Source organism: Bacillus sp. L_1B0_5, assembly GCF_000836715.1.
In the GTDB taxonomy this organism is placed as follows: Bacteria; Bacillota; Bacilli; order Bacillales; family Bacillaceae_G; genus Bacillus_A; species Bacillus_A thuringiensis_S.
Genome location: NZ_JXIS01000025.1, coordinates 51,894 through 70,742, shown reverse-complemented (window position 1 = coordinate 70,742; position 18,849 = coordinate 51,894). Strand labels below are relative to the sequence as shown.

Here is an 18,849-nt window from a genome sequence, read left to right as displayed (position 1 = left end):
AAAGAGTGAGTAAGAGCAAGGATTTTATCGTTGTAAAAGGTGCTAGAGCACATAACTTAAAAAATATTGATGTAACCATTCCGAGAAATCAGCTTGTCGTTGTAACGGGATTGTCTGGTTCGGGGAAATCATCATTAGCATTTGATACGATTTATGCAGAAGGGCAGCGCAGATACGTAGAATCGTTATCTGCGTATGCGCGCCAGTTTTTAGGACAAATGGATAAGCCGGATGTAGATACGATTGAAGGATTGTCACCAGCGATTTCAATCGATCAAAAAACGACGAGTCGTAATCCACGTTCAACTGTCGGAACGGTAACGGAGATTTATGATTATTTACGTTTATTATTTGCGCGAATTGGTACGCCAATTTGTCCAAATCATGGGATTGAAATTACATCACAAACAGTAGAGCAGATGGTAGACCGTGTTCTTGAATATCCTGAACGTACGAAATTACAAGTGTTAGCTCCTATCGTTTCTGGTCGTAAAGGTGCACATGTGAAAGTACTTGAAGATATTAAGAAGCAAGGATATGTTCGTGTACGTGTTGATGGTGAAATGCTCGATGTGTCTGAAGAGATTACGTTAGATAAAAATAAGAAGCATTCCATTGAAGTTGTAATTGACCGTATTGTTGTAAAAGAAGGAATCGCAAGCCGTCTTGCTGATTCACTTGAAAGTGCATTAAAGCTTGGCGGAGGCCGAGTTTTAATCGATGTAATGGGAGAAGAGGAACTTCTATTTAGTGAACATCATGCTTGTCCGCATTGTGGTTTTTCAATCGGAGAATTAGAGCCGCGTATGTTCTCATTCAACAGTCCGTTCGGAGCTTGTCCTTCTTGTGATGGACTTGGTTCAAAGCTAGAGGTAGATTTAGAACTTGTTATCCCGAACTGGGATTTATCATTAAATGAACATGCGATTGCACCTTGGGAACCGACAAGTTCACAATACTATCCACAACTTTTACAATCTGTATGTAATCACTACGGCGTTGATATGGATATGCCTGTGAAAGATATACCGAAAGATTTATTTGATAAAGTGTTGTACGGAAGCGGGGAAGAGAAGGTTTATTTCCGCTATGTAAATGAATTCGGTCAAGTAAAGGAAAATGAGATTTTATTTGAAGGTGTTATTCCAAACATTGAACGTCGTTATCGTGAAACGAGTTCCGATTACATTCGTGAGCAAATGGAAAAGTATATGGCAGAACAAGCTTGTCCGAAGTGTAAAGGCGGCCGTTTAAAGCCTGAAAGCTTAGCTGTTTTTGTTGGTGATAAAACGATTGCTGACGTAACGAAGTATTCAGTTCAAGAAGTACAAGAATTTTTCTCGAATGTAGAGCTAACGGAGAAGCAACAAAAAATAGCTCATTTAATTTTAAGAGAAATTCAGGAGCGCGTTGGATTCTTAGTGAACGTTGGTTTAGATTATTTAACGCTAAGTCGTGCGGCTGGTACGTTATCAGGTGGTGAGGCGCAGCGTATTCGTTTAGCGACGCAAATTGGTTCTCGTCTAACTGGCGTACTTTATATTCTTGATGAGCCTTCAATTGGTTTACACCAGCGCGATAACGATCGTCTTATTCGTACATTGCAAGAAATGCGCGATTTAGGTAATACGTTAATTGTGGTTGAACATGATGAAGATACGATGATGGCTGCTGACTATTTACTTGATATCGGACCTGGTGCAGGTATTCACGGTGGTCAAGTTGTGTCAGCAGGTACACCAGCTGAAGTGATGCAGGATGAGAATTCGCTGACAGGTAAGTATTTAAGCGGTAAAGAGTTTATTCCAGTTCCACTTGAAAGACGTAAAGGTGATGGACGTAAAGTAGAGATTGTCGGCGCAAAAGAGAATAACTTAAAGAATGCAAAAATGTCATTCCCACTCGGTACGTTTGTAGCGGTAACAGGTGTATCTGGATCAGGTAAAAGTACGATGATTAATGAAGTACTATATAAATCGTTAGCGCAAAAGTTATATAAAGCGAAAGCGAAGCCAGGTACTCATAAAGAGATTAAAGGTCTTGAACATTTAGATAAAGTAATTGATATTGATCAATCGCCAATTGGTCGTACACCACGTTCTAATCCAGCGACGTACACAGGTGTATTCGATGATATTCGTGATGTGTTTGCACAAACGAATGAAGCGAAAGTGCGCGGATATCAAAAAGGACGTTTCAGTTTTAATGTAAAAGGTGGACGTTGTGAAGCGTGCCGTGGTGATGGAATTATTAAAATCGAAATGCACTTCTTACCAGATGTGTATGTTCCGTGTGAAGTTTGTCACGGTAAACGATATAATCGTGAAACGTTAGAAGTGAAATATAAAGATAAGAATATTTCTGAAGTGTTAGGGATGACAATTGAAGATGGAGTAGAATTCTTCGCCAATATTCCTAAAATTAAGCGTAAACTTCAAACGCTTGTAGATGTTGGGCTTGGTTATATGAAATTAGGTCAACCAGCAACAACATTATCTGGTGGGGAAGCACAGCGTGTGAAATTAGCTTCTGAATTACACCGTCGTTCTACAGGTCGTACGTTATATATTTTAGATGAGCCAACGACTGGTTTACATGCGCATGATATTGCACGTCTTCTAGAAGTGCTGCAACGTCTTGTTGAGAGCGGTGAGACGGTACTTGTAATTGAACATAATTTAGATGTGATAAAAACAGCTGATTATATCGTTGATCTTGGACCAGAAGGCGGGGACAAAGGTGGACAAATTGTTGCTTCCGGAACGCCAGAGCAAGTAGTGAAAGAAGAGCGCTCGTATACAGGTAAGTATTTAAAAGAGATTTTAAATCGTGATAAAGCAAGAATGAAAGAGAAAATAAAAGAAGTAGAATTATCGCAATAAGTGTGTGAATAAAAACCGAGTGGAAATGACACTCGGTTTTTATTGTATAGGGGGAGAAGATGGAGTTTTTAGAGGTGTTAAGAAAGAAAAATATGAAGGTAAGAGAATTTCAAAGTTGGGGTGTATATTTTCGAAAGTGCTGGGAGGATCACTTTGCAAATCATTTAAGTGATAAAGAAAAAGAAGATATTTTTCTTCATGGAGATAGGTATGCATGTGGTTATCTATAGCACATATTTAGTTATGAGAAAAAGAAGTGCTTAGAAGGAATAGAAGCAGAGAGAGCGTTTCATAATGAAGTGAAAAAGGAGTGCTACATTTTCTACCAACACTGTGATGATGTATTGCTAATAAAGGATGCGAGTTTGTTACATATGGATGATATATTGTGTGAGACAGACGATGCGTATAAAGGTGATATCTATATGGTAGATAAAGATTTCACTTGGACCTTTGTGAAAACTCATGAACATAGGTGGTGCGGCCCTTATTTCACAAAGAAGTGTTAGTAGGTATACAAGCATGAAGAGTAGAATAAGTTGATATAAGTGTTTGTATCATACTTGCGTTTATTATCTATTAGCGTATGATGAAATATATATGTCAAAAGGATGTGTAAGAAAATGAGATGGATTGTATCACTTCTTGTAAATAGCGTTGTGTTAATCGCTGTATCGGGGCTTTTAAAAGGGATTGCACCAGATGCATTTTACGTAGCAAATATACAAACTGCAATTATTGCGAGTATTATATTGGCGGTTTTAAATGTGTTCGTAAAGCCGTTTTTAATTTTAATTACGCTACCAATTACTGTTGTAACTTTCGGCTTCTTCTTAATTGTTATTAATGCGATTACGTTAAAAATAGCAGATTCATTATTAGGAGATGCTTTTAATATATCAGGATTTGGTGTAGCGATTGTTGCGGCAATTTGTATTTCAATTTTTAATATGATTATTGAAAAGGCAATTGTGGAACCTCTATATGAAAAAAAGAGAAAATGACAAAAAGAAAAACATTTCATTATTCGTATGAAATGTTTTTTTCTATTTATTAGAAACCGTATTTCTTGTTTCCAGAAAAAAATGGTACAATATCCGGTAGAATGGAATTTTACATCAAACGAGACTGAACCCGCAGCGGAGTGGAGGTTTATACATATGCCAAAAGTAAGGACAAAAGATTTAATTGAACAATTTCAATTGGAGTTAATAAGTGGTGAGGAAGGAATTCATCGTCCGATTGATACAAGTGATTTATCACGACCTGGAATTGAAATGGCAGGATTCTTTACATATTATCCAGCTGATCGCGTGCAGCTTCTTGGAAAAACGGAGCTTACGTTCTTTGATACGTTAACAACAGAGCAAAAACAAGAGAGAATGAAAGCGCTTTGTACCGAGGAGACGCCATGTATTATTATAACTCGTAATCAAGATGTACCAGATGAGTTATTACAAGCATCACGTGAATCAGGCATGCCTTTATTACGTTCTTCTCAAACGACAACGAGATTATCAAGTCGTTTAACTAATTATTTAGAAGGTAAGCTAGCACCAACAACTGCTGTTCATGGTGTATTAGTAGATATTTACGGTGTTGGTGTTTTAATTACAGGTCAAAGTGGTGTTGGTAAAAGTGAGACAGCTCTTGAACTTGTGAAGCGTGGTCACCGCCTTGTTGCGGATGATAGTGTAGAAATTCGCCAAGAAGATGAAGATACATTAGTAGGAAGCTCACCAGATTTAATTGAGCATTTATTAGAAATTCGTGGTCTAGGTATCATTAACGTTATGACGTTATTCGGTGCAGGGGCAGTGCGAAATTATAAGCGTATTACACTTGTTATTAATCTTGAAATTTGGGATCAAAAGAAAAATTATGATCGCTTAGGTCTTGATGAAGAGAAGATGAAAATTATTGATACAGAACTTACGAAGATTACACTTCCAGTTCGTCCTGGTCGAAACTTGGCTGTTATTATTGAAGTAGCAGCGATGAACTTCCGTTTAAAGCGTATGGGAGTCAATGCAGCACAGCAGTTCTCAGAACGATTAATGAGTGCGATTGAGTTAGGAAATCAGGAGTAAACATTGGAGAGGGAGGTCATACATATGCTGTTAGGTTCTGTACCGCAGCTTGACCGCGTAGCTGTCCAACTTGGGCCGTTTCCTGTTTATTGGTACGGGATTATTATCGGTACAGGTGTGCTATTAGGTCTTTGGCTAGCAACTCGCGAGGGAGAAAGGCTAGGTATTCCAAAAGATACATTTGTTGACCTTGTATTAATTGCAGTACCGATCGCTATTCTATTTGCGAGAATGTACTATGTTATTTTTGAATGGGAATATTACGCGCAAAACCCGAGTCAAATTATTAATATTCGTCAAGGTGGCTTGGCGATTCATGGTGGTTTAATCGGAGCGGTTATTACAGGGATTCTTTTTGCAAAGCGACGCGGGGTTTCATTCTGGAAGTTGGCGGATATTGCTGCACCAAGTATTTTACTAGGACAAGCAATTGGCCGATGGGGAAACTTTATGAACCAAGAGGCGCATGGTGATGAAGTAACGAGACAGTTTTTAGAAGGTCTTCATTTACCAGATTTCATTATTAATCAAATGTATATTGAGGGTGTGTATTATCATCCGACGTTTTTATATGAATCATTATGGAATTTTGCAGGTGTAATTTTACTACTTGCATTAAGAAAAGTGAATTTACGCCGTGGAGAGTTATTCTTCACATATTTAATTTGGTATTCAGTAGGACGCTTCTTCGTAGAAGGCTTACGTACAGATAGTTTAATGCTAGGACCACTTCGTATTGCACAAGTAATGTCAATTGGACTTGTTGTTATTTCTATTATTTTCATTATTGTGAGACGAAAAATGGGGCAAGCTGATAAAAGATATTCGGAAAATTAGAGAAAAGTAGCATCTTATTATAAGATGCTGCTTCTTTCATATTCAGGAAGGCGAAAGGACTAAGGCAATGAGAATAAATACAGTGTTATTTGATTTAGATGGAACTTTAATTAATACAAACGAACTTATTATTTCTTCTTTTTTACATACTTTAAATACATATTATCCAAATCAATATAAGCGTGAAGATGTGTTGCCATTTATCGGTCCATCTTTGCATGATACTTTCAGTAAGATTGATGAAAGTAAGGTTGAAGAGATGATTACAAGTTATCGCGAATTTAACCATGATCATCATGATGAATTAGTAGAAGAATATGAAACTGTATATGAAACGGTTCGAGAGTTGAAGAAGCAAGGTTATAAAGTTGGTATTGTTACAACGAAAGCGAGACAAACCGTTGAGATGGGATTACAGTTGTCAAAGCTTGATGAATTTTTTGATGTTGTCGTGACAATTGATGATGTAGAGCATGTGAAACCACATCCAGAGCCACTTCAAAAAGCGCTTGAATTATTAGATGCAAAACCAGAAGAGGCATTGATGGTTGGAGATAATCATCATGATATTGTTGGTGGTCAAAATGCGGGGACGAAAACAGCTGCGGTTTCATGGACGCTGAAAGGTAGAGCGTATTTAGAGGCTTACAAGCCGGACTTTATGCTAGATAAAATGAGTGATTTGCTACCGATTTTGTCTAATATGAACCGTTCATAAAGGTCCAAGTAAGTTAGTAGAGGAGCGAGCTAAGTGCGACGGACAACGCGCTATCCTGTTTCAGGAGAAAATTCATTATGGAATGTGTATAAAACAGTTTCTTTTTGGAAGGTAATGAAAAACTTTATTATTATCCAAATTGCGCGTTACACGCCATTTTTATCTGTGAAGAATTGGTTGTACCGCACTTTTTTACGGATGAAAGTAGGAAAGAAAACATCATTTGCGCTTATGGTAATGCCGGATATTATGTTCCCGGAAAAGATAACTGTGGGAGAGAATTCGATTATTGGCTATAACACAACGCTTTTAGCACATGAATATTTAATTCGTGAATATCGACTTGGGGAAATCGTCATTGGAAATGAAGTGATGATTGGAGCGAATGTAACAATATTACCAGGTGTGAAAATTGGAGACGGTGCGACTGTCTCAGCTGGCACACTTGTTCATAGAGATGTACCGAGCGGTGCTTTCGTAGGTGGAAATCCAATGCGTATTATTTATACGAAAGAGCAAATGATCGCAAGAGAAGGTTCATGGTGAAAATGTAACATTTCTCCTCTTTTTTTATGAATAAAAAGGAAATAATTGAGTATAATATACTGTTTTGTTTTTTACGGAATCGTTTATACTTATAGATAGAAGAATGTGTGAACGAAGAAAACAAAAAACTGGAGGATATATGGGGAAAAATCAAAGGATATATAAGGAGAACGGACAAGTTATCTCTTTTAATCAATTAGCGGAATTCTTTTATAAAAAAGGGATGAGAGCTTACAAAGGGCAAAAATTGCAAGATGCAATTAAATATTTTCGAAGAGCGGCACAAAGTGAGAAGGAGCCGTTTATTTTATGTCAATTAGCAACAGTATTATCTGAGGCTGGTGAATATCAAGAGTCGAATCAAATCTTCTTAAAGTTAGTTAGATCTAATCCAGAACTTGAACAGTGCTATTATTTTATTGCAAATAATTATGCATATATGGGGTTATTTCAACAGGCGAAGAAATATGCGGATCGTTATTTAGAAGTTGCAAAAGAGAAGGAATTCGTAGAAGATACATTAGAACTTCTTGAGATTATGGAAGAAGAAGCAATGGGTGCGGAAGAGATTGAAGATGAAGATGATTTAATTGTTATGCAGGAAGAAGCGAATCGCTATATTCGTAATGGACAATTGGAAGAAGCAATTGCTACATTAGAAATTGTTACGAAAGATTATCCGGAATTTTGGTCAGGTCATAATAATTTAGCCATTGCACATTTTCAATCGGGTAATGTAGACAAAGCACTGAAGTTAACAGAAATGATTTTAGAGAAAAATCCTGGTAATATACATGCGCTTTGTAATACGCTTATTTTTCTATATTCAATTGGAGAGCATAAACAAGTAGAAGCGTTAGCGGGACAGCTAGTTTCAGTATATCCGATTTCATTTGAACATCGTTTGAAATTGGGAACTACACTTGCAACAATTGGTTATTTCGAGCATGCATATAAATGGTTCAAACTATTAAAGCGTCAAGGATACGAAGGAGACGTTAGTTTTTATTATTGGTTTGCATATTCTGCTTATATGGTGAAAGATCAGCAACTAGCTGAAAAAATGTGGCAACATGTCGTGGAATTGCATCCTGATAAAAAGGGAAAAGAACCGTGGAATGCGCTGAATTTAGCAGATGAAGGACAAAACGTGTTATTTGAAGAATTACGAAAATCATTTCAGCAAAGTGCGACGTTAGAAGAACAAATGCTAGCTTTATATTTAATGAATGAATTGTCAACGCCGGAGAAGGTTGGATTCTTCTTTGATATAACGCAAGCGAAGAACGGTGTTCCCATCGTATCGCAACTTGCAAAGTACTTCTTTTTACTTAATAGTCATAAGAGTATTCCAGCTGATTTACAACAATTTGAGCAGTGCGTACGAATCGCGGATGCATTATACAATTATACGAAAAAAGATGATGAATTAATTGAAGAGTGTTTACACTTTTGGTTTTGTACGTTCATACGTTTATATACATCTGGAGACATTTTTACAAACGTGTACGGCTGGTCAGCTGCGATTGAATACATTGTACGCGGCGAACAAGGAAATAAAATGACACAGTCGGAGCTTGGAGATGTATATAATGTATCTGTAGCGACTGTCCGAAAGTATGTGCAAGCTGTTAAGCGTATGCACACATAAGATAAGCAAATCATTGGGAAAAAAATGATGCTAACAGTATAATGAGGGTAACTTAATTGTGTAGGAATGGATAGGAGTGAATAGTGTGTCAGAAGAAAAAATTTATGATGTCGTTATTATTGGTGCAGGACCAGCTGGTATGACAGCTGCAGTATATACATCTCGTGCAAATTTAAGCACATTAATGCTTGAGCGTGGTATTCCAGGTGGCCAAATGGCAAACACGGAAGATGTAGAAAACTACCCAGGTTATGAGTCTATTTTAGGACCAGACTTATCAAATAAAATGTTCGAGCATGCGAAGAAATTTGGTGCTGAATATGCATACGGTGATGTGAAAGAAGTCATCGATGGTAAAGAATACAAAACAATTATTGCTGGTAAAAAAGAATATAAAGCACGTGCAATTATCGTTGCAAGCGGTGCAGAGTATAAAAAAATTGGTGTACCGGGTGAAACAGAACTTGGCGGCCGTGGTGTATCATATTGTGCAGTATGTGATGGGGCATTCTTTAAAGGAAAAGAACTTATCGTAATTGGCGGCGGAGATTCTGCTGTTGAAGAGGGTGTGTTCTTAACACGCTTCGCATCAAAAGTAACGATCGTTCACCGTCGTGACACGCTTCGTGCACAGAAAATTTTACAAGACCGTGCTTTCCAAAACGAAAAAGTAGATTTCATTTGGAACCACACTATAAAAGAAATTAACGAAGCAAGTGGTAAAGTAGGAAGTGTAACACTTGTAGACGTAAACAGTGGAGAAGAGAAAGAAGTCAAAACTGACGGCGTATTCGTATACATCGGTATGTTACCATTATCGAAACCATTTGTTGAACTAGGTATTACAAATGAAAATGGTTACCTTGAAACGAACGAACGTATGGAAACGAAAATCCCTGGTATTTTCGCAGCTGGTGATGTTCGTGAAAAAATGCTTCGTCAAATTGTAACTGCAACAGGTGACGGTAGTATTGCAGCACAAAGTGCACAACATTACGTAGAAGAATTATTAGAGGAATTAAAAACTGTATCAGAAAAATAAGGGATAATATACCTTGTGAGAAGAAAGCTACCGACAGGAGCTTTCTTCTTTTTTGTGTGAAAATGTCAAAGTTTTGTCAAAAAATATTGGGATTATAAGCTTTCTTATTGATATACTGGACTTTACGGAAAAAATCACTATAAGAAATGAGGAATTTATTCAGTATGGAATGGCGTAATATATATCGTGGATTTTGTATGGGCGTTAGTGATTTAATTCCTGGTGTGAGCGGCGGTACAATCGCTGTTGTGTTAGGGATTTATGAACAATTGCTTGCGGCAATTAGTGGATTCTTTAGTCGTGAATGGAAAAAACATTTAGGATTTTTAATTCCCCTTGCAGCTGGTGTGGCAGCGGCATTTTTAACGTTAAGTCACGTTATTAAATATTTACTTGCAAATCATTATGAACCGACTCAATTTTTCTTCCTCGGTTTAATTATTAGTATATTACCGATGTTAATGAGAGAAGCTGATGCAAAGTCGTCGTTTAAAGGTAAGCACATCGTTTTATTAATAGTTGCAGCAATTCTTGTTGCGATTACAGCTTTCTTTAAACCAGATAAGGCAGCAGATCCAATTACGACGTTAACAATTTTAAATGCAATTGGTTTATTTTTCGCAGGATGGATGGCTAGTATGGCTATGCTACTTCCTGGGATTAGTGGATCGTTTATTTTATTAATTATTGGTGTGTATCCAACAGCAATTAACGCTTTAACTACACTTAACTTACCTTTAATCGTGGTTATCGGTGCTGGTGTTATGGTAGGGTTCGTTGTAAGTAGTAAAGGCATTAGTTTTTTATTAGATCGTTATAAAAGTATGACATTTGCGGCAATTATTGGACTTGTAATCGGTTCGATTGTAATTGTATTCCCTGGGATTCCGACCGGCGGATTTTCAATTATAAGTTCAATTATTACCTTTATTTTAGGATTTGCAATTGTTACTTATTTCGGTAAGAAATAAGGGCTTTAATCCCCTTGGCGATAAAAATCGTTAAGGGGATTTTTCATGCTATTCATTAAAAGTCTAAGCATTTACATTGCTTGTTATGGAAAGCTTTTTTAAAATTGTTGAGTAGCATATGCTTAGCGAAAGAGGACTGGCTCCTTCGTTGTAGCAAACTGTTTTTGATAGTATAATGAAAGAAGTATGCAGTGAGAAATTTTACTGCAAGTAGCTGAGGTGAAGAAACATGCAAAGAGTGACAAACTGTGTGTTAATTAGAGATAATGAAGTACTCTTACTCCAAAAACCTCGCCGAAATTGGTGGGTTGCACCAGGCGGGAAAATGGAGCGTGGTGAGACTGTAAGAGATTCCGTTGTTCGCGAATATCGCGAAGAAACAGGTATTTATTTGAAAAACCCAGCGTTAAAGGGGGTCTTCACCTTTGTCATCCAAGAAGGTGATAAAGTTGTTTCTGAATGGATGATGTTCTCCTTTTTAGCGACAGATTTTGCAGGAGAAAACAAACTAGAGAGCGAAGAAGGCATCATTGGTTGGCATACATTTGATAAAATTGATGATTTAGCAATGGCGCCAGGAGATTATCACATTATTGATTATTTAATTAAAGGAAATGGCATAATCTACGGTACATTTGTATATACCCCAGATTTTGAGTTGCTTTCATATCGATTAGATCCGAGTTAAACCGTCAAGGAGAGGATACGATGACAGAGAATAATGATATAAAAATGGTAATTATTACAGGGATGTCTGGAGCTGGAAAAACAGTAGCTTTACAAAGTTTTGAAGATTTAGGATATTTTTGTGTAGATAATTTACCACCGATGTTATTGCCAAAGTTTATTGAGCTTATGGCGGATTCAAAAGGGAAAATGAATAAAGTGGCACTTGGTATTGATTTACGTGGCCGCGAGTTTTTCGAACATTTATGGGGAGCACTTGATGATTTATCAGAACGTACATGGATTATTCCTCATATTTTATTTTTAGATGCGAAAGATAGTACGCTTGTAACTCGTTATAAAGAAACGAGACGTTCGCATCCACTTGCACCAACTGGTTTGCCGTTAAAGGGAATCGAAGCAGAGCGCAATTTATTAACAGATATGAAGGCACGAGCGAATATTGTGCTTGATACATCGGATTTAAAACCGAAAGAATTACGTGAAAAAATTGTTCACTTATTCTCAACAGAAACTGAGCAAGCATTTCGTGTAAATGTTATGTCATTTGGATTTAAGTACGGTATTCCAATTGATGCAGATTTAGTATTTGATGTTCGTTTTTTACCAAATCCATATTACATTCCACATATGAAGCCATTAACAGGACTAGATGAAGAAGTTTCTTCTTATGTACTGAAATTTAATGAGACACATAAGTTTTTAGAGAAGTTGACGGATCTGATTACTTTCATGCTGCCTCATTATAAAAGAGAAGGCAAAAGTCAACTTGTAATTGCAATTGGATGTACAGGTGGACAGCATCGTTCTGTTACGCTTACAGAATACCTTGGGAAACATTTGAAACCAGAGTATAGTGTTCATGTATCTCATCGTGATGTGGAGAAGAGAAAGGGCCATTAAGGGATGAAAAAAGAGAGAAAGCCTAAAATTGTCATCATGGGAGGCGGGACTGGACTTTCTGTTTTATTAAGAGGATTAAAGCAATATCCTGTTGATATTACAGCAGTTGTTACAATCGCTGATGATGGTGGCAGTTCGGGTAGATTACGTGATGAGCTAGAAATTCCACCTCCAGGTGACATCCGTAACGTACTTGTTGCGTTATCGGATGTAGAGCCACTGGTGGAAGCTTTATTTCAGCACCGTTTCACAACAGGAGACGGACTGAAAGGTCATGCGTTAGGAAATCTATTGTTGGCAGGTATGACCTCGATTACGGGAGACTTTTTCCATGCAATTACGGAAACAAGTAAAGTATTAAATGTCAGAGGACGTGTATTACCAGCAGCGAATCAAAGTGCGGTACTTCATGCGGAACTTGAAGATGGAGAAATTGTCACAGGTGAATCAAAGATTCCTTATTACGGAAAGAAGATTAATCGTGTCTTTTTAACTCCAGAAGATGTAGAGCCATTGCATGAAACGTTGGCTGAGATTAAACGAGCTGATTTACTTGTTTTCGGGCCAGGAAGTTTGTATACGAGTATATTACCCAACTTAGTTGTTAACAAAATTGGGGACGCTGTTCTTGCTGCAAAGGCGAAGAAGGTATATGTATGTAACGTTATGACACAAGCGGGTGAAACGATGGGATATACTGCTTTTGATCATGTGCAGGCGTTACACGATCATTTAGGGCAACCATTTATCAATACTGCAATTGTAAATAACCGTGAGATTCCTTGTGAATTACGTAAGTTATATGAGGAAGAAATGTCTACACCAGTTGTAGTGGATGAAGAACGTTTTGCTGAAAATAATATTGATGTTATTCAAGAGGGATTAGCGAAGTATGATGATCGTGTTGTAAGGCATGATACGTTAAAGTTAGCTTCGATTTTATATTCATTGTTATAAATGTGCGTTGCCTCGTTTGAGGTAGCGCTCCTCATTCATATAGGACAAGAATTTTGTTCCATAATAATCGTATAAGGAGGTGTTGACTGTGTCATTTGCATCAGAAACAAAGAAAGAGTTGACGAATCTTGAAGTGAAAGAATGCTGTGAGAAAGCAGAATTATCGGCGTTACTTCGAATGAACGGATCGCTTTCTTTTTCAAACCGTCGTCTATCTATCGATATTCAAACAGAAAATGCGGCAATTGCAAGAAGGATTTATACGCTTTTGAAAAAAGGATATGATGTGACGGTAGAATTACTTGTTCGTAAAAAAATGCGATTGAAGAAAAATAATGTGTATATTGTACGACTTGTTGAAAAATCTCGTGAAATACTAGCAGATCTTCATATTGTTCGAGCTGATTTTTCATTTATTCGAAATATATCACAGGAATTGATTGAGAAAAAATGTTGTAAACGATCGTATTTACGCGGTGCATTTTTAGCAGGTGGTTCAGTAAATAACCCAGAAACATCATCTTATCATTTAGAGATCTTTTCGTTATATAAGGAACATAATGATGCTATATGTGAACTGATGAACGGATTTGATTTAAATAGTAAGACGTTGGAAAGAAGAAAAGGGTACATTACGTATTTGAAAGAAGCGGAGAAAATTACGGAATTTTTAAATATTATTGGTGCTCATAATGCGCTTTTAAGGTTTGAAGATATTCGAATCGTACGTGATATGCGTAATTCCGTAAATCGTTTAGTGAACTGCGAAACAGCTAATTTAAATAAAACAATTGGTGCAGCGCTAAGGCAGATTGAAAATATCCGCTATATTGATGAGACGGTTGGTCTTGATATATTGCCAGATAAACTACAAGAGATTGCGCAACTACGAAGAGATTATCAAGATGTAACATTGAAAGAGTTAGGTGAGATGGTATCCGGGGGGAAAATTAGTAAATCGGGTATTAATCATCGTTTGCGTAAAATCGATGAAATTGCAGAGAAATTACGCGCGGGGGAAACGGTAGCAAAAAAATAAGAGGTTAAAGGGGAAATGGAGCTGTGGTTCAAAAACGAGTTCAGGTTTCATTAAAAAACGGTTTACAAGCACGTCCGGCTGCGTTGTTTGTACAAGAGGCAAATCGCTTTCATGCAGATATCTTTATTGAGAAAGATGGAAAGACAGTAAATGCAAAGAGCATAATGGGGATTATGAGCTTAGCAATTGGAACTGGAAGCATGATAACAATTACAACAGAAGGTTCAGATGCAGAAGAGGCTTTAGAAGCATTAGCTGCATATGTACAATAAAGAGCTATCGCGTATATGCGATAGTTTTTTTGTTTTGTTGTTTGTGCGGATTAGCGGGGAGGGGTATTTAGCTGATTTGTCCTTGTCGGAGATTGTCGGTAAATCGATATGTTGTGTCGAACCGTTGATATATTAAAAAAATCGTTGATATAATTTGAGTTTTGTTCGATATAATTGAAAAATCGTTGATATATTTAGAGAGATACTGGGTGGGGTATGTGAGCGGGGAACAATATATAAAAGAAGCGCCCAATTATAGGGCGCTTCCACTTTTAGTTGTATCCAGCTCCAGCGACCTGCGATTCTAAACGAGCCGCTTCCGCTTTTAGTTATATCCAGCTCCAGCGGCTAGAATGGTCGGTGGCTTCGCTTCTTCCGTCGAGGTAAAAAGCACCTCTTTGTCAGAAGCTCCATCCTCCTCCCATTCTGAACGAGCCGCTTTCGCTTTTAAGTATTAACGATTTGTAAAGATCTTATCGATTAAACCGTATTCTAAAGCTTTTTCTGCTGTCATGAAGTTGTCACGATCTGTGTCGCGTTGTAGTACTTCAAGTGGTTGACCAGTGCGGTCAGCAAGAATTTGGTTTAGCTTTTCACGTAAGAATAGGATACGTTTTGCAGCGATTTCGATTTCAGTCGCTTGACCTTGTGCTCCACCAAGTGGTTGGTGAATCATTACTTCACTGTTTGGAAGTGCATAACGTTTTCCTTTTTCACCTGCTGCAAGTAAGAATGCACCCATAGATGCAGCCATACCGATACAGATTGTTGATACTTGTGGTTTAATAAACTGCATTGTATCATAGATTGCCATACCCGCTGTGATAGAACCACCAGGGCTGTTGATGTAGATGTGAATATCTTTTTCTGGATCTTGAGATTCCAAGAATAAAAGCTGGGAAACGATTGAGTTAGCTACGTTGTCATCAATTGCACTACCAAGCATAATGATGCGGTCCTTTAATAGTCGAGAGTAAATATCGTAAGCGCGTTCTCCACGATTTGTTTGTTCAATTACTGTAGGAATTAAATTCATCTGTTATTTCCTCCTTCTAAAGCTTTCTTAGTCTTATAATACAATTATGGTCAATAAAGGTCAAACGAAACCACTTTAAATCAAAAAAATATGTAGTTGTACCATGAAATATTCGCTATGTTTTCGAAATTCCCTGCTTATGTATCTTCAACATCATAACCGAATTACGTAAATTTAAACGTTATGAAAACTGGAGAAAAACAGAAAAGAACGCCTTTTAACTGAAGCGTTCTTTCGATAATTAGTCTTTTAAAAGATAGGTTAATTTATTTAAAATCTTTTCGATTTGTTTCGCGTTTTTACTATACATTTCACTTGCTGATTTCGACTTTGTTTCTAGGGAAAATAGTTCAAGATCAGCATGACATTTTTTTAAAGATGCTAATAATAAAGGTTTGTTTTGAGGAGAAGGCATTTGAAGTTTGTCATTGTAAATGTCGATAGTAAGTTGTCCGTATGAATCTACTTGACCGAGAAAAACATTTTCGATAACAACACCGAGCTTTTCTAGTTCAGAGTGTAGCCAAGCGCGGTTATGCCCGCTGGAGGATAGAGGTTCATCTAGTACATTTCCATCCATAATAACAGTTTGCGGTTCTTTTTCGTTTGGTACTTTTAAACCGATGTCTTTTGCTGTAAGTGGCTGAGAATCTTTCTTTAATAGTACATTTAATTCTCCGCTCGGTTCTAAGACAGCAAATTCGACTTCCGCTACGCTGAACGCACTTTTTCCTCGGAGTAGTTCAAGTAATTCGTCACTCGTATATTTTTCTTTCTTTAAGTTATCTTCGAGTATCTTTCCATCTTTTATTAATACGGTAGATTTCCCTTCAAAAAAATCCCGAGCTGTTTTGTTCTTTAAGGAGAGGATTCCTGTGAAAAAAGGTACCGCAGCGAAAATGAGTATCGCAAAGACGCCGTGGAAAAATTTCGAATCGAGCCCTGTAGATACTTGGGCAGCGATGTCACCGATTGTCATTCCGGCAATGTATTCAAAAAAGGAGAGCTGAGAGATTTGTCTTTTCCCTAACCATTTCGTAATAGCAAATAAAATAATTAATATGAATACAGAGCGAAGAATGACAAGTGTCCATTCCGGCAGGTGAGACATAGTCATTTCCTCCAGTCTACTTAAAACCCTTTATATTGAGGTTCTTCACGTTCTAATACTGAAACTCTATTCTGTAAATCAGCGATGACGCTATCCATTTCTAACATACATTCATGAAATACACGTTTGGATTCGTCGTCTTGTGAATTTAATGAAAGCGAGCTTAAACTTGCTTGAGCTCCTCTTACACTAGCAAGGCAAGTTTTTACGCTAGCGATAACAGTCATACAAACACTCCTTATCCTTTCGGTTTAAATAACAATGCTCCTATGAAACCAAAAATAATAGCTGCGGATACGCCGGCGCTCGTTACTTTAAACATGCCGGTAATGACGCCAACAATACCATGTTTTGCAGCTTCTTCCATCGCACCATGAACGAGGGCGTTACCGAAGCTTGTAATAGGTACAGTTGCACCAGCTCCAGCGAAATCAATTAATGGTTCATACAAATTGAATCCATCTAATATAGCTCCGGCAACAACGAGTGTTGCCATTGTATGAGCTGGTGTTAGCTTGCCGACATCAAACATAAGTTGTCCGATTACACATATGAGTCCACCAATGACGAAAGCCCAGAAAAAAATCATTGCGTTGCACCTCCAAATTCAATCGAAACGGCGTGAGCGATACACGGAATCGTTTCTTCTTGTTGGAATGTAAGTGGAGATAGTAAAGCGCCTGTCGCAACGACAAGTATTTTTTTGAACTCTCCTCTTTTCATTCGATTTAATAAGTGACCGTACACGACGGTTGCAGAACATCCAGGCCCGCTAGCGCCGGCTATGACAGGTTGTCCTTCTCTATAAATGATAATTCCGCAATCTTGAAACTGTTCGCTCGTTACTTTTGTTCCATGCTTATGTAGTAAATCGTAAGCAATTTCGCGACCGACATGACCAAGATCACCGGTCACGATTAGGTCATAGTAAGAGGCATCGATTTGTCGTTCGCGTAAATGGGCTTCGATTGTATCGACTGCAGCTGGAGCCATTGCGCCTCCCATATTAAAAGGATCTGTTAATCCCATATCAATAACTCGTCCAATTGTGGCAGATGTTACCCTAGGGCCGTGTCCGGTATCGCTTAAAATGGCGGCTCCTGCTCCGGTTACTGTCCACTGTGCAGTAGGTGGCTTTTGTCCGCCGTATTCGGTAGGATAGCGGAATTGTTTTTCTACAGCTGTATTATGACTGGATGCACCAGTTAATAAATATTTTGCGCCTTTTGCATTTACGATACTTGCCCCAAGTGCTAAACCTTCCATAGAAGTAGAACAAGCTCCGAATAATCCGAGATAAGGAGTGCCAAGTGTCCGGCAAGCAAAGCTTGTAGGGGTAATTTGATTAATTAAATCTCCTGCGAGTACAAATTGAATATCATCTTTACGAAGTTCTGCTTTTTCAGTAGCACGGCTACAAGCTTCTTCGAATAAAATCTTATGTGCTTTTTCATAGGAATCTTGTCCGAGCCATAAATCTTCATGAAGGATATCGAAGTCTTCTGGGATGTTCCCCTTTGCTTCAAATGGTCCACCGACAACCCCTGTTGAGATAATGACTGGTTTGTTTTCAAATACCCACGTTCGGTGTCCTTGTAACATTTATAGTCCTCCCCATTGAACGAGAATCGTTTTAATAAGTGCGATGACGAAAGCGGAAAATACACCAAATAAAATAACAGAACCAGCTAGTTTAAACATATTGCCGCCAACGCCAAGGACGAATCCTTCCGTTCGGTGTTCGATACATGCTGCAATAACAGAGTTACCAAATCCAGTAACAGGTACAGCTGTACCAGCACCAGCAAACTGCCCAAAACGATCATATATACCGAAACCAGTTAGTAACATAGAAATGAAAATAAGAGTTGCGACGGTTGGATTTCCTGCCGAACGTTCAGTGAAATCGAAATACGTAATATAAAAAGTAGAGATTAGTTGTCCTATGAAGCAAATAAAACCACCGACGAAAAAGGCTTTTATACAATTTTTTAAGACAGGTCGTTTCGGTTCGCGTTCTTGCTCGAATTTTTTATACTCCTGTTGTACAGGGGTTAAGTTTTTATCTTTACTAGACATTGCAATCCTTCCTTTTCTTTTAAAAAGC

Annotated in this window: 20 protein-coding genes and 1 pseudogene; 15 read left to right on the top strand and 6 right to left on the bottom strand. The window is 37.8% G+C overall.

The annotated features are described in order from the left end of the window. Positions 1 to 5 precede the first annotated feature (5 nt). The 15 genes and pseudogenes from uvrA to RT27_RS08265 all read left to right on the top strand — a co-directional run bounded on the left by uvrA (position 6) and on the right by RT27_RS08265 (position 14,595). Positions 6 to 2,882, top strand: coding sequence for an excinuclease ABC subunit UvrA (uvrA, locus tag RT27_RS08335; protein ID WP_043315555.1), 2,877 nt, complete (start codon positions 6 to 8; stop codon positions 2,880 to 2,882). 59 nt (positions 2,883 to 2,941) lie between these two features. Further along, positions 2,942 to 3,391 (top strand): annotated as a pseudogene (locus RT27_RS08330) (DUF4275 family protein). Between the two features lie 114 nt (positions 3,392 to 3,505). Next, positions 3,506 to 3,886 (top strand): phage holin family protein, encoded by a 381-nt coding sequence (locus RT27_RS08325; RefSeq protein ID WP_001267308.1) that lies wholly within the window; start codon positions 3,506 to 3,508, stop codon positions 3,884 to 3,886. A 156-nt stretch (positions 3,887 to 4,042) separates the two neighbouring features. Continuing rightward, positions 4,043 to 4,972, top strand: a complete 930-nt coding sequence (hprK, locus tag RT27_RS08320; RefSeq protein WP_001127251.1) for an HPr(Ser) kinase/phosphatase — start codon at positions 4,043 to 4,045, stop codon at positions 4,970 to 4,972. Between the two features lie 24 nt (positions 4,973 to 4,996). Then, positions 4,997 to 5,809: a prolipoprotein diacylglyceryl transferase gene (lgt, locus tag RT27_RS08315; RefSeq protein WP_000924240.1), complete on the top strand. Its 813-nt coding sequence runs from the start codon at positions 4,997 to 4,999 to the stop codon at positions 5,807 to 5,809. A 67-nt stretch (positions 5,810 to 5,876) separates the two neighbouring features. Next, the gene (ppaX, locus tag RT27_RS08310; RefSeq protein WP_001222403.1) at positions 5,877 to 6,527 is read left to right on the top strand and encodes a pyrophosphatase PpaX; all 651 of its coding nucleotides are present in this window, start codon (positions 5,877 to 5,879) and stop codon (positions 6,525 to 6,527) included. Between the two features lie 33 nt (positions 6,528 to 6,560). Next, positions 6,561 to 7,073, top strand: a complete 513-nt coding sequence (locus RT27_RS08305) for a DapH/DapD/GlmU-related protein (protein ID WP_016079750.1) — start codon at positions 6,561 to 6,563, stop codon at positions 7,071 to 7,073. Between the two features lie 139 nt (positions 7,074 to 7,212). Then, entirely contained in the window at positions 7,213 to 8,724 is a 1,512-nt protein-coding gene (locus RT27_RS08300; protein ID WP_043935804.1) for a tetratricopeptide repeat protein, read from the top strand. A gap of 85 nt (positions 8,725 to 8,809) precedes the next feature. Next, positions 8,810 to 9,766: a thioredoxin-disulfide reductase gene (gene trxB / locus RT27_RS08295; protein WP_001288078.1), complete on the top strand. Its 957-nt coding sequence runs from the start codon at positions 8,810 to 8,812 to the stop codon at positions 9,764 to 9,766. Between the two features lie 164 nt (positions 9,767 to 9,930). Continuing rightward, positions 9,931 to 10,737: a DUF368 domain-containing protein gene (locus RT27_RS08290; RefSeq protein WP_000455196.1), complete on the top strand. Its 807-nt coding sequence runs from the start codon at positions 9,931 to 9,933 to the stop codon at positions 10,735 to 10,737. 229 nt (positions 10,738 to 10,966) lie between these two features. Next, positions 10,967 to 11,425 carry an 8-oxo-dGTP diphosphatase gene (locus RT27_RS08285; protein ID WP_001190080.1) on the top strand — a complete coding sequence of 153 codons (459 nt, stop codon included), beginning with the start codon at positions 10,967 to 10,969 and terminating at the stop codon, positions 11,423 to 11,425. Between the two features lie 20 nt (positions 11,426 to 11,445). Further along, positions 11,446 to 12,327 (top strand): RNase adapter RapZ, encoded by an 882-nt coding sequence (gene rapZ, locus RT27_RS08280; protein WP_000138459.1) that lies wholly within the window; start codon positions 11,446 to 11,448, stop codon positions 12,325 to 12,327. Between the two features lie 3 nt (positions 12,328 to 12,330). Further along, on the top strand, positions 12,331 to 13,284 hold the full coding sequence (locus tag RT27_RS08275) for a YvcK family protein (RefSeq protein ID WP_000712187.1): 954 nt from the start codon (positions 12,331 to 12,333) through the stop codon (positions 13,282 to 13,284). A gap of 88 nt (positions 13,285 to 13,372) precedes the next feature. Beyond that, positions 13,373 to 14,323 carry a DNA-binding protein WhiA gene (gene whiA, locus RT27_RS08270; RefSeq protein WP_016079752.1) on the top strand — a complete coding sequence of 317 codons (951 nt, stop codon included), beginning with the start codon at positions 13,373 to 13,375 and terminating at the stop codon, positions 14,321 to 14,323. A gap of 23 nt (positions 14,324 to 14,346) precedes the next feature. After that, positions 14,347 to 14,595, top strand: coding sequence for an HPr family phosphocarrier protein (locus RT27_RS08265; RefSeq protein ID WP_000250307.1), 249 nt, complete (start codon positions 14,347 to 14,349; stop codon positions 14,593 to 14,595). 454 nt (positions 14,596 to 15,049) lie between these two features. On the opposite strand, the gene clpP is transcribed toward RT27_RS08265, so the two are convergent. From clpP to spoVAC, 6 genes are all read right to left on the bottom strand, one after another. Beyond that, the gene (gene clpP, locus RT27_RS08260; protein WP_001049162.1) at positions 15,050 to 15,631 is read right to left on the bottom strand and encodes an ATP-dependent Clp endopeptidase proteolytic subunit ClpP; all 582 of its coding nucleotides are present in this window, start codon (positions 15,629 to 15,631) and stop codon (positions 15,050 to 15,052) included. 241 nt (positions 15,632 to 15,872) lie between these two features. Continuing rightward, complete coding sequence (locus RT27_RS08255) at positions 15,873 to 16,742, bottom strand: DUF421 domain-containing protein (protein ID WP_043935803.1); 870 nt, start codon at positions 16,740 to 16,742, stop codon at positions 15,873 to 15,875. A gap of 20 nt (positions 16,743 to 16,762) precedes the next feature. Beyond that, on the bottom strand, positions 16,763 to 16,969 hold the full coding sequence (locus RT27_RS08250) for a DUF1657 domain-containing protein (protein WP_016079754.1): 207 nt from the start codon (positions 16,967 to 16,969) through the stop codon (positions 16,763 to 16,765). Positions 16,970 to 16,980: 11 nt separating this feature from the next. Continuing rightward, complete coding sequence (gene spoVAE, locus RT27_RS08245) at positions 16,981 to 17,331, bottom strand: stage V sporulation protein AE (RefSeq protein ID WP_000575919.1); 351 nt, start codon at positions 17,329 to 17,331, stop codon at positions 16,981 to 16,983. Continuing rightward, positions 17,328 to 18,344: a stage V sporulation protein AD gene (gene spoVAD, locus RT27_RS08240; RefSeq protein WP_000938970.1), complete on the bottom strand. Its 1,017-nt coding sequence runs from the start codon at positions 18,342 to 18,344 to the stop codon at positions 17,328 to 17,330. The genes spoVAE and spoVAD overlap by 4 nt, the downstream gene beginning before the upstream one ends. Next, positions 18,345 to 18,821 carry a stage V sporulation protein AC gene (gene spoVAC / locus RT27_RS08235; protein ID WP_000095399.1) on the bottom strand — a complete coding sequence of 159 codons (477 nt, stop codon included), beginning with the start codon at positions 18,819 to 18,821 and terminating at the stop codon, positions 18,345 to 18,347. It lies immediately after the preceding gene. Positions 18,822 to 18,849: the final 28 nt, after the last annotated feature.

Coding starts and splice junctions, on each gene's coding strand:
- RT27_RS08325 (WP_001267308.1), top strand. CDS start 3,506: ATGAGATGGATTGTATCACTTCTTGTAAATAGCGTTGTGTTAATCGCT.
- hprK (WP_001127251.1), top strand. CDS start 4,043: ATGCCAAAAGTAAGGACAAAAGATTTAATTGAACAATTTCAATTGGAG.
- lgt (WP_000924240.1), top strand. CDS start 4,997: ATGCTGTTAGGTTCTGTACCGCAGCTTGACCGCGTAGCTGTCCAACTT.
- ppaX (WP_001222403.1), top strand. CDS start 5,877: ATGAGAATAAATACAGTGTTATTTGATTTAGATGGAACTTTAATTAAT.
- RT27_RS08300 (WP_043935804.1), top strand. CDS start 7,213: ATGGGGAAAAATCAAAGGATATATAAGGAGAACGGACAAGTTATCTCT.
- RT27_RS08290 (WP_000455196.1), top strand. CDS start 9,931: ATGGAATGGCGTAATATATATCGTGGATTTTGTATGGGCGTTAGTGAT.
- RT27_RS08285 (WP_001190080.1), top strand. CDS start 10,967: ATGCAAAGAGTGACAAACTGTGTGTTAATTAGAGATAATGAAGTACTC.
- rapZ (WP_000138459.1), top strand. CDS start 11,446: ATGACAGAGAATAATGATATAAAAATGGTAATTATTACAGGGATGTCT.
- RT27_RS08275 (WP_000712187.1), top strand. CDS start 12,331: ATGAAAAAAGAGAGAAAGCCTAAAATTGTCATCATGGGAGGCGGGACT.
- clpP (WP_001049162.1), bottom strand. CDS start 15,631: ATGAATTTAATTCCTACAGTAATTGAACAAACAAATCGTGGAGAACGC.
- RT27_RS08255 (WP_043935803.1), bottom strand. CDS start 16,742: ATGTCTCACCTGCCGGAATGGACACTTGTCATTCTTCGCTCTGTATTC.
- RT27_RS08250 (WP_016079754.1), bottom strand. CDS start 16,969: ATGACTGTTATCGCTAGCGTAAAAACTTGCCTTGCTAGTGTAAGAGGA.
- spoVAE (WP_000575919.1), bottom strand. CDS start 17,331: ATGATTTTTTTCTGGGCTTTCGTCATTGGTGGACTCATATGTGTAATC.
- spoVAD (WP_000938970.1), bottom strand. CDS start 18,344: ATGTTACAAGGACACCGAACGTGGGTATTTGAAAACAAACCAGTCATT.
- spoVAC (WP_000095399.1), bottom strand. CDS start 18,821: ATGTCTAGTAAAGATAAAAACTTAACCCCTGTACAACAGGAGTATAAA.